Consider the following 9,680-nt stretch of genomic DNA (forward strand, 5'->3'; position numbering starts at 1 on the left):
CGGGCAGGCGGCAAGTTAGACAAAACCCATGTCATGCTTGGCTTTTTTCTGCCACCGGATCAGAAGCCGCCGAAAACGGTTGAACCAATTGTGACTGCCCTCTACAACCCAACGGCGTGGGGGGGAGCGCTCTGGGTCAGTCGGTGAAGGTAACGCAGTTGGTGGTGTGCGGCTCACAGCACCCGAACATACTGCGCCGCCGCCTCCCCCTCCCGCCGCAACTCGCCGCGCTCCTCTTGATACTCCACCCAGGTCGCTACAGCCTGAAGCTGAAGCAGCGCCAGCGCCGGGTGCGAGGGGCCGGGGTAGAGGCCGCCCGCAAGTTGGGCGGTAGTGAGCGGCTCGGCGCAGCGGTCACGCACCACGCCGAGCCGCCCGAGGTGACTGCGGGTGAGCGCCGCTGCGCGGGCCTGAAAAGTGGGCCAGTCCATCGGGTCGTCGTGCCCCGCCAGCACAAGGCTTATCCCTTCCAGGGCGCTCAGGCGGGCAAGCGAGTCTAGGTACACCCGCAGCCCGCTTCCGGCCTCGTAGCTGTGTGGCACGAGGCGGGGGCTGGTGCCGGTCATCACCTGGTCGGCGCACAGCAGGAGGTCGTCCACGCGTAAGCACACCTGTCCGGAGGAGTGGCCCGCCGCCTCTATGACTTCAAAGCGGCTGTCCAGCACGTCGCCGCCGCGCAGGGTAGTGTGCACCGAAACAGGCGTCAGCCCCCGCACGCTGCCCTGCGGAAAGCGCTTCAAGTTGCCGAGCAAGGCGGGGTCGGCTCCGGCTTGCGCCAGAAAGCGGGCCATCCGCGCTTCCTCGTCGGCCAGTGCCCCGGCGGGGTCTTCCAGCACCTCCCGCGTGAGGCGCGAGGCCGCTACCGGAGCCGCCGTGCGCCCAAGCAGCCAGGGCAGGCCGCCGCAGTGGTCAAAGTGGGCGTGGGTCACGACGATGCGCGACAGGTCTGCCCATGTTACCCCCTCGCCCCACTCCCGCCGCACCGCTGCCAGACCCGCGTCCAACGCACCCAGGCTCTGCGGGAGCGGCGTTCCGGTGTCTATCAGGGCCGCGTAGGCGCCGTCTAGGTAAAGGTAAGCGTGGGCGGTGAACATTTCCAGAATAGGGACGGTGAGGGTATACACCCGCGCCCCCGACGCGGTGAGGTGACGGACAGGGCGGGTGTGGGCCTGGAGAGGCAACGCCGCGCCCTCAGCCCAGCGCGGGCGGCCCGTCACCTCACCGCCTGCGCGGATAGGGCGACCACCGGCTTGCCGAGTTTTTCAATACGCCTGAGTTGCGCGTTCACCGCTTCAATGCTGCCCAACGGCTCTTGTGCCTGGCCAAGCGGAGTCGCCAGAAAGCCATTGAGGTCGCCCCCGGCAAAGAAGGTGGACTTGTCCGGGCGCACCACCGCGCCTTTGATGTCCTGGTCGGCTCCTGGCCTGTCCAGCTTCAAGGAGAAGCTGGGCATGAAGTCGCCGTCTCTCTCATAGCGGATGTGGTTGCTCATGGTTGCGCTCCCTGGTGGTCACTGTCTTTGACGAAGTCCGTCCACCGCTCTAGCTCGTCTTACGTTCACCGTCTTGTCCGGCACGTTCAAGTCTGTCATAACGGTGCGGGCACGACTGGGAACGCCTCACTTTAAAGAGGTCGGTATCGTCCGCGCTCAGGCCCGCGCCGCTCCCGCCGGAGGTCAGGGTAACCGGGCCACCAGCGCCGCAATCGCTTCTTCTTTACCTTTGGCCTCCACCTCAATCCAGGGTACGTCGGCGTAGGCGTTGGGTAGCTGCGTAATCAAGTGACTGTGCCGCCGGTCCTGTGGGCCGTCAATCCCGTTGCTGAGGTGGACGATTTGCCAGTCGGGGGGCCGCCAGGTCTGCCGCGCCCGCAGCACCCATTCGCGCAGGCTAGCGTCTTGTAAGTCGCCCAGCTTTTCCCGCACCACGTGGTGATGGGCGTCAAACACGAAAGGCGTTCCGGTGGCCTCGCAGACCGGCAGCAAATCCTGGGGGCCATACGACCGCTCGTCGTTTTCCAGCCCCAGGCGCAGGCGCACCGCGTCCGGCAGGTCGGGAATCAGCGCCTGTAACTCCGCTGCCCGGCCTCCCTTGCCGCCGTGCAGCAGCAACAGATTCCAGGCCGAGCGCTCCAGCCCCAGCCCGTCCATCACGCGGGCGTGACTTTGCAGGGCGTGCAGGCTGTTTTGTCTGACCTCCGGGCGCTCGCTGTTCAGCACGATGAACTGTTCGGGGTGCATCAGTACGCGGATTCCGGCTTCACGGAATGCTTCACCTGCGGCCCGCAGTTCGGTACTGAGGCTTTGCAATACCGTCTGCCCAACGTCATCTCCAATCAGATCCAGCATTGGAAACAGGCTGGAACTCATGCGGTACAGCCGGATATTCCGGGACGCGCAGTAGGAGGCTGCCGAGTGCAGGATGCGGATATTTTCGGCGTAGATGGTGCGGAGCTTGGTTTCGCGCTCACTAGGTGTCAGCGTCCGGTAGCGGCTGAGGGTCACCGTCCTGAAGCGTAACTCGGGGCCAACAGTCAGGCACACCAGGCCGTAAGCTGGGGTCAACATATGACCGACTTCAATACTGTCAAGAACGAGGTTCCGACTCGCCCCAAGCGGGCAGTTATCATCGGTGCGGGGTTCGGGGGCCTAAGTCTGGGCATTCGCTTCCAGAGTCTAGGCTTTGAAACGCTGATTGTGGAGCGGCTGGACGGCCCCGGCGGGCGCGGGTATCAGTTGCGTACGCCCGACGGTTACGTGTTTGACATGGGGCCGACGGTGATTACCGCGCCGCACTTTATAGAGGAACTGTTCGCGCTGGAACGTGGAAAACCCAACTTGGACGCCCCCGATTTCCCCGCCGAAGTCCTGAACGCCCCCCGCGTCACGTCCGCCGAGTCGGGTGGGCCGCGCACCCGCGAGTACGTAAAGCTGGTGCCGATTTTGCCGTTCTACCGCATTGTGTTTGATGACGGCACCTACTTTGACTACGACGGTGACCCTGAAGGAACTCGCCGCCAGATTGCCGAACTCGCGCCCGGAGACCTGGCGGGCTACGAACGCTTTCAGGCCGACGCCGGGGCCATTTTTGAGCGCGGTTTTCTGGAACTGGGCTACACCCATTTCGGCGACATCCCGACTATGCTGCGGGCCGTACCTGACCTGCTGCGGCTGGACGCGGTGCGGACGCTGTTTTCGTTTACCTCCAAATACTTTCAGTCCAACAAGATGCGGCAGGTCTTCTCGTTCGAGACGCTGCTGATTGGCGGCAACCCGCTGAGCGTGCCCGCCATCTACGCCATGATTCACCTTGTGGAAAAGACCTGGGGCGTCCACTATGCCATGGGCGGCACCGGGGCGCTGGTGCGCGGGCTGGTGCAGAAGTTTGAGGAACTGGGCGGCCAGATTCGCTACGGCGCGGGCGTAGAGGAAATTATTGTCACCGACGACTGGGGCCAGCCTGTCACCAACTTGCTGGGCAAAAAAGTGGCGCGGGGTGTGGTGCTGGAAGGAGGAGAGCGGCTGGCGGCTGACCTGGTAGTCAGCAACGGCGACTGGGCCAACACCTACCTCAAGCGGGTGCCGAGCGCGGCGCGGCTGGTCAACTCGGATGTCCGCGTGAAGGCCGCCCGCCAGAGCATGAGTCTACTGGTGATTTATTTCGGCTTCCGCGACGATGGCCAGCCGCTTAACCTCAAGCACCACAACATCCTGCTGGGGCCGCGCTACGAGGCGCTGTTGACCGAAATCTTCGGGCAGAAGGTGCTGGGCCAGGACTTTAGCCAGTACCTGCACGTGCCCACCCTGACCGACCCGGCGCTGGCCCCGCCCGGACATCACGCGGCGTACACCCTAATTCCGGTGCCCCACAACGGAAGCGGCCTGGACTGGGCGGTGGAGGGGCCAAAGCTGGTTGAGCGCGTCTATGACTACCTAGAAGAGCGCCGGATTATCCCTGACCTGCGTGCCCGGCTGACCCACTCCGAGTACATTACGCCCGACTACTTTGCCGGAACGCTTGACAGCTATCTGGGCAACGCCTTCGGGCCGGAGCCGCTGCTGGTGCAAAGCGCCTTTTTCAGGCCGCACAACCGTAGCGAGGACGTGAAAAACCTCTATCTGGTCGGCGCGGGGGCGCAACCCGGCGGCGGCACCCCCAGCGTGATGATGTCGGCCAAGATGACGGCTCGGCTGGTGGCGCAGGACTTTGGGCTTATCAGTTAAATTTCCGTCATTTGCGAAATTATTAAAGCGAGTTCATTAATCCACATAATATGAGCAGCTTAATCAGTTTAGAGTAAGGTCATTCGCCGCGTCGAGACAGCCAAGCCCCAAAAAGGGCAGGCTGGCGCGGGCGAAGGGAGACGACATGGATACCAAAGCTGTAACCGACAAACTACAGTACCTGCTGGGCACCCTGCGCGACGGCCAGAACGGCTTTAAGGACGCCGCCGACCACGCCACCGCCGCCGACCTCAAGACCCTGTTCACCGAACGCAGTGCCCAGCGCGCCGCCCTGGCTGCCGACATCGAGCAGAAGCTGATTGCTATGGGTGAGCAGCCCCGTGGCGGCAGTGTGGGCGCCGCCCTGCACCGCACCTGGCTGAACGTGCGCGACACCCTGACCGGCAGCGACGATTACGCCGTGGTTGCCGAGTGTGAGCGCGGCGAAGATGTCGCCGTCAGCAACTACCAGGACGTGCTGAACGAAACCGAACTGCCCGCCGACATCCGCGCTTATGTGGAAGCCCAGTACACGCAGGTCAAAGCCAGCCACGACCAGATTCGTGACCTGAAGCACAAGATGGAAGCCGCCAAGCAGTAAGGCAAATGCAAGCTGCGGCCCCCGGTGACATGCCGGGGGTTTTTGCGACCATACGGACTCTGCTCCCTTCTGCCCGCTGTGGGGAGCGATCAGGCCCCATCCTGGGTGCCGTTCTGACCAAGACAACGGGCAGGTTTGCTCAAGCGAGTCCGTTTTGGTCAAGAAAGTAGTGCCTCTACCGCCACAGCGCGAAACCCGCAGTTTCCTGCTCGCCTCCGCCCGCATTGAATCTGCCATAACCAGAGTTAATCGGCGGTTGGTATTAACTCTGGTTCAAATCCCGCTCTGCCCCGCGTTTGAGGGGGTTTTCCAGGGTCAATTTGGTTTCCACTTCCTTGCCGAATTTGGAGGCGGTGTGGCCCGTCGGCCCCGGCATAAAGCGGTTGCTCAGCGCCATCACATCGGCCACCAGCTGCGGCGCGAGGGCCTGCGCGTACTTCAGGAGGTGAGCCGGAAGACCAATCATCGCCTCTGCGTCGCCCCGCACCAGCGCCTGAATGATGAGGCGGGCGGCGTCGGCGGCGTCTAGGGTGAGTAGCGGGACATTGTCCAGCGTGGCGAACATGGCGTATTCCTTCTCATAGTCGCCCTTGACCTCGGCCTGCTTGGCGCTGCCAGTACGCATCAGCCCAGGCAGGGCCACGGTCACACCAATGCCGTCGCGGGCCAGTTCACTTCTGAGAGCCTGGCCCAGCCCCGCCGAGGCGAACTTGCTCATGGAGTACGGCCCCAGGTGCGGCACGGCCACCTTACCACCCACCGAGGAGATAATCAGCACCCGGCCCTGGTTCTGCTGCAACTGCTCTAGCGCGGCCAGAGTGAGCCTCAGCGCGGCGAAGGCATTGACTTCCATGATGCGGCGAAAGTCGTCCTCGGTCATATCGCGCAGCGGCCCCGTCTGAATGATTCCAGCATTGTTGACCACAATGTCCAGCCGCCCAAAGTGGGCCACGGTTTCATCGACCGCCCGCTGAAGATCGTCTGCCGCTGTCACGTCGCCAGTGATGGCGTGCGCCTGACCGCCCCGCCCCATGATGTCCTGCACGGCGCGGGTCAGTTCGCCGGTGTCGCGGGCCAGCAGGCTGACTTTCGCGCCGCGTGCCACCAGTTCGCGGGCCAGCGCCAGCCCCAGGCCCCGTGAACCGCCTGAGATGAGAGCCACCTTGCCGCTGAGATCGTAGGCCGGAGAAAGCTGATGCCGGGCTGCCAGGGCCGCGACACCGGCAGCCAGAATGAACCTTTTGGGAATACGCATGGGGCAAGGCTAACCCGCCGCCAACTCTCCCGGATGGGCTGCGAGTGAACCAGAGCTTCACCGTAATACGGACTCCGCTCAATCCCGCCCGCAGTGGGGAAGCGACCAGGCCCCATCTTAAAGCCCGTATGACGACGCAGGAGCCGCTAAGCGAGTCGCCCAAGCTGTTTGCGTGGCACCTCTGAACCTGGCGGTGTACCCGGCGGAATCAGAACATCTGCATCGGCGTGTCGTTCAGGTCAACAATCACGCTCTTGGTTTCCAGGTACGGCTCCAAGGCCTGCGGCCCCAGTTCGCGTCCCAGGCCACTCTGTTTGAAGCCGCCGAAGGGCAACGTGGGCGAGAGAATCTGATAGGTGTTGACCCATACCGTTCCGGCTTGTAGGTCACGGGCAAAGCGCAACGCCCGTTTGATGTCGCGCGTCCAGACTGCCCCGGCCAGCCCGTATAGCGTGCGATTGGCGATGCTCAAAGCTTCTTCCTCGGTGTCGAAGGGAATGACCGCTAGTACAGGGCCGAAGATTTCCTCGGCGGCGATGGGCATTTCTGCCGTCACGCCGGTAAATACCGTGGGCGGCACAAAAAAACCGTCGCCCTCCACGTTGCCGCCACCTGTAAGTAATGTCGCGCCGGACTGTTTGCCCTGCGCGATGTAGCCGCGCACCCGTTCCCACTGCTCGCGGCTAACCACCGGGCCGATGTCGGAGGTAAAGTCACCCGCGTCGCCCACCGTCATTTCCTCCACGCGCTCCTTGAGGCGAGCGGTGAAGGCTTCATAAATTCCGCGCTGTACCAGCACCCGCGACCCTGCCTGACACACCTGCCCGCTGTTCAGGAAAATCCCAAACAGTGCCCCCGACACGGCTTCTTCCACGTCGGTATCGTCAAAGAAGATATTGGCGCTCTTGCCGCCCAGTTCCAACGTGACTCGTTTAAGGTGATCAGCTGCCGAGCGCATGATGTGCTTGCCGGTCTCGGTGCTGCCAGTGAAGGCGATTTTGGGCACGCCGGGGTGCGCGACCAGCGCCTTGCCCGCCTCGTCGCTGCCAGGAATGACGCTCAGGACGCCTTCGGGTATGCCCGCCTCGTGCAGCACCTCGGCCAGCAGCAGAGCGGTGAAGGGGCTTTGCGGCGCAGGTTTGAGTACACACGGGCAACCTGCCGCCAGAGCCGCGCCCACCTTCCAGACCGGCATCAGCAGCGGAAAATTCCAGGGGGTAATCAAGCCCGCCACGCCGACAGGCTGCTTGAGCGTCATGGCAAGATAATCACCCTGCGGCCCAGCTAGGCTAAACGGCGCGGTGACGCCCTTGGGCTGCGCAATCAGCGACCCGAAGAAATCCAGCGCGTTGGCGGCCATCGGGATTTCCATCCAGCCTGCAAAATTGAGGGTCATGCCCATCTCGGCGCTCATCACGGCGCTGAAATCGGCCTCTCGTTCGCGTATTAACTGCGCGGCGCGGCCCAGGATACGGGTGCGTTCCAGCGGGTCAATCCTTGTCCAGGCGCGGCTCTCATGGGCCGCCTGCGCCAGTTCAACCGCCGCGTCTATATCGGCAGCAGAACCTTCAACGCTGTGGCCGAGAAGCTGCGCGGTGGACGGGTTGATAACCTCCAGCGTCGTGCCGCGTTTCTGAAATTTGCCGTCCAGAAAGATGACGCCCTCGTGCAACTTCATGGTTGTTCCCCCATCAGAATCACGCCGCGCCGCAGTTCGCCGCGTTCCAGCGCCTCAAGTGCCTGCGGTAACTCGTCCAGCTTGTAGCGGTGGCTGATGAGTTCGTCCAGTTTGAGGCCGCCAGCGCGGTATTTTTCCAGAATCAGCGGCAAGTCGCGGCCTGCCACCGCCTGCCCGTACCAGCTGCCGGTAATCAGTTTGGACTCGGCGGGAAGGCTAAAGGCCCCCAGTTCCACCATCTGCTCGGGACTGGCGACGCCCACCACCACGACTTTTCCGGCCTTGCGGGTCAGTCCGTAGGCCAGCGAAATGGTCTCGGGGTGCCCCACCACTTCAAAGGTGTCGTCCGCGCCCAGACCGTCAGTCATGTCCAGTATGGCAGAAATCGGGTCACCGACCGTGGAGGTATCAATCACATCGGTGGCCCCGAAAGCGCGGGCATCTTCCAGCTTGCGGGCGTCGCGGTCAAGGGCAATGACCCGGGTCGCGCCGTCTAGCTTGGCGGCCTGAATCACGTTGAGACCTACGCCGCCGCAGCCAATAACCGCCACGCGCCGCCCAGCTACCCCGCCCGCCGTATTCATCACCGCGCCGTAGCCGGTCATGACCGCGCAACCGGCAATGGCGGCGACTTCAAAGGGCACACCCTCTGCAAAAGGCACTAGTGCCGTCTCGGGCACCACCGTATGCTCGGCCAGGCAGGAAGTCTGGCTGAACATGTAGATGTCCTCCGCTACGCCGCTTGCATCCAATTGCGAGAACGGTGTGGTGCCGTCGGGAAGGGTGCCCATCGTCATCAGCGCGAACGCCTCGTCGCACATGTCAGGGCGGCCATCCTTGCAGAAAAAACATTCGCCGCAGGACGGCACCCAGTTGAAAATCACGCGGTCACCAGGCTTCACGCGGGTGACGGCCTCACCGACTGCCTCCACGATGCCCGCCCCCTCGTGGCCCAGCACCAGCGGCGCAAGTTGAGGAATGGTGCCGTTGACTACGCTGAGATCAGAGTGGCACAGACCCGCCGCCACGACGCGCACGCGGGCCTGTCCGGGGCCGGGCGCGGCGAGTTGCACGCTCTGAATCTGCACGGGCTGGCCCACCTCGGCGAGCACCGCTGCCCGGACGGTCATGCCGCCATCGCTCATGGCAGCTCTCCGGCGCGGCCCCGCTCGGTCATCACTTGGCGGTAGGATTCGTACAGCGGGGGCATCAGCGGCAGCAGTTTCAGGGCTTTGGCGATACTGCCCGCCGCCCTGATTTGCCCGCGTGCCAGAGCCTGCGGCACGTTTAGGTTGCCTGCCCAGAAGCGGTGGCCTACGTCGGCGTTAAGGCTGAAAGTCACGTCCGGCGTGGGCGCTTCGTCACCGAAATAAAAGCCGATGGCCTGGCCCACGGGCGGGTTCTTTCCGTCCATGACCAGCCGCACCGAGGGGCCTTCATAAACGAACGCCACGGTCAGTCCCGCCTTGGCCAGACCCCGCGCCGTGTCGGTGTCCTGACCGCGCTCCAACACGGCCTGGAGGACGTCTTGCATTTCCTGCGCACTTGCGAATGTAGGCATAGGACAGGTTAAGGCCAGCGGAGGGCGGGAAAGAAGGCAACTGGTTGACAAAAAATGTTGAGTGTGTTTTGGTGGGAAACTCACCAACTGGCACCTTCGCATCTGAACCCGAATCAAATTGCTTCTGATGCAGCACCGGAAAAGCCCGTTTCTGTCGCTCGGTCATATTCAATTCTGAGCCATGTATTCTGTTTATAACATAAATCGCTCTACTCATTCTTCGGTCTTGCGACTTTGCGGTTGCCCTGCTGGCATATTGCGTTCAAACCCTTCGTCGGTAAATGTACTAGAGGCTGTCAGGCTAAAGAGCCAAGAATTGGCTTTAATTTGTTTAGGAGCGTAACGGATACAACGAGCCAGTGG

At 63.0% G+C, this 9,680-nt stretch carries 9 protein-coding genes and 1 pseudogene; 2 read left to right on the top strand and 8 right to left on the bottom strand.

Translation table 11 applies throughout. From position 1 onward, the window contains the following. Positions 1 to 15: 15 nt before the first annotated feature. The 4 genes and pseudogenes from QZ269_RS03065 to uvsE all read right to left on the bottom strand — a co-directional run. Positions 16 to 117 (bottom strand): annotated as a pseudogene (locus tag QZ269_RS03065) (IS5/IS1182 family transposase); the annotation flags it as partial. A gap of 56 nt (positions 118 to 173) precedes the next feature. Continuing rightward, on the bottom strand, positions 174 to 1,217 hold the full coding sequence (locus tag QZ269_RS03070; protein ID WP_291424192.1) for an MBL fold metallo-hydrolase: 1,044 nt from the start codon (positions 1,215 to 1,217) through the stop codon (positions 174 to 176). Then, positions 1,214 to 1,492: a hypothetical protein gene (locus QZ269_RS03075; protein ID WP_291424195.1), complete on the bottom strand. Its 279-nt coding sequence runs from the start codon at positions 1,490 to 1,492 to the stop codon at positions 1,214 to 1,216. Before QZ269_RS03075 ends, QZ269_RS03070 begins: the two co-directional genes overlap by 4 nt. 183 nt (positions 1,493 to 1,675) lie before the next feature. Beyond that, on the bottom strand, positions 1,676 to 2,566 hold the full coding sequence (uvsE, locus tag QZ269_RS03080; protein WP_291424197.1) for a UV DNA damage repair endonuclease UvsE: 891 nt from the start codon (positions 2,564 to 2,566) through the stop codon (positions 1,676 to 1,678). On the opposite strand from uvsE, the gene crtI reads away from it, so the two are divergent. Further along, positions 2,567 to 4,222, top strand: a complete 1,656-nt coding sequence (gene crtI, locus QZ269_RS03085; RefSeq protein ID WP_291424199.1) for a phytoene desaturase family protein — start codon at positions 2,567 to 2,569, stop codon at positions 4,220 to 4,222. It begins immediately after the preceding gene. A gap of 145 nt (positions 4,223 to 4,367) precedes the next feature. Then, positions 4,368 to 4,823 carry a PA2169 family four-helix-bundle protein gene (locus tag QZ269_RS03090; RefSeq protein WP_291424201.1) on the top strand — a complete coding sequence of 152 codons (456 nt, stop codon included), beginning with the start codon at positions 4,368 to 4,370 and terminating at the stop codon, positions 4,821 to 4,823. 262 nt (positions 4,824 to 5,085) lie between these two features. Here QZ269_RS03090 and QZ269_RS03095 read toward each other — a convergent pair whose 3' ends face one another. From QZ269_RS03095 to QZ269_RS03110, 4 genes are all read right to left on the bottom strand, one after another. Then, the gene (locus QZ269_RS03095) at positions 5,086 to 6,078 is read right to left on the bottom strand and encodes an SDR family oxidoreductase (RefSeq protein ID WP_291424203.1); all 993 of its coding nucleotides are present in this window, start codon (positions 6,076 to 6,078) and stop codon (positions 5,086 to 5,088) included. Between the two features lie 208 nt (positions 6,079 to 6,286). Then, positions 6,287 to 7,756 carry an aldehyde dehydrogenase gene (locus QZ269_RS03100; protein ID WP_291424205.1) on the bottom strand — a complete coding sequence of 490 codons (1,470 nt, stop codon included), beginning with the start codon at positions 7,754 to 7,756 and terminating at the stop codon, positions 6,287 to 6,289. Beyond that, positions 7,753 to 8,901, bottom strand: coding sequence for a Zn-dependent alcohol dehydrogenase (locus tag QZ269_RS03105; RefSeq protein WP_291424207.1), 1,149 nt, complete (start codon positions 8,899 to 8,901; stop codon positions 7,753 to 7,755). Before QZ269_RS03105 ends, QZ269_RS03100 begins: the two co-directional genes overlap by 4 nt. Continuing rightward, positions 8,898 to 9,290 (bottom strand): SCP2 sterol-binding domain-containing protein, encoded by a 393-nt coding sequence (locus QZ269_RS03110; RefSeq protein ID WP_291424209.1) that lies wholly within the window; start codon positions 9,288 to 9,290, stop codon positions 8,898 to 8,900. Before QZ269_RS03110 ends, QZ269_RS03105 begins: the two co-directional genes overlap by 4 nt. Positions 9,291 to 9,680 lie beyond the last annotated feature (390 nt).

It is taken from the genome of Deinococcus sp. (genome assembly GCF_018260405.1).
Lineage (GTDB): Bacteria > Deinococcota > Deinococci > Deinococcales > Deinococcaceae > Deinococcus.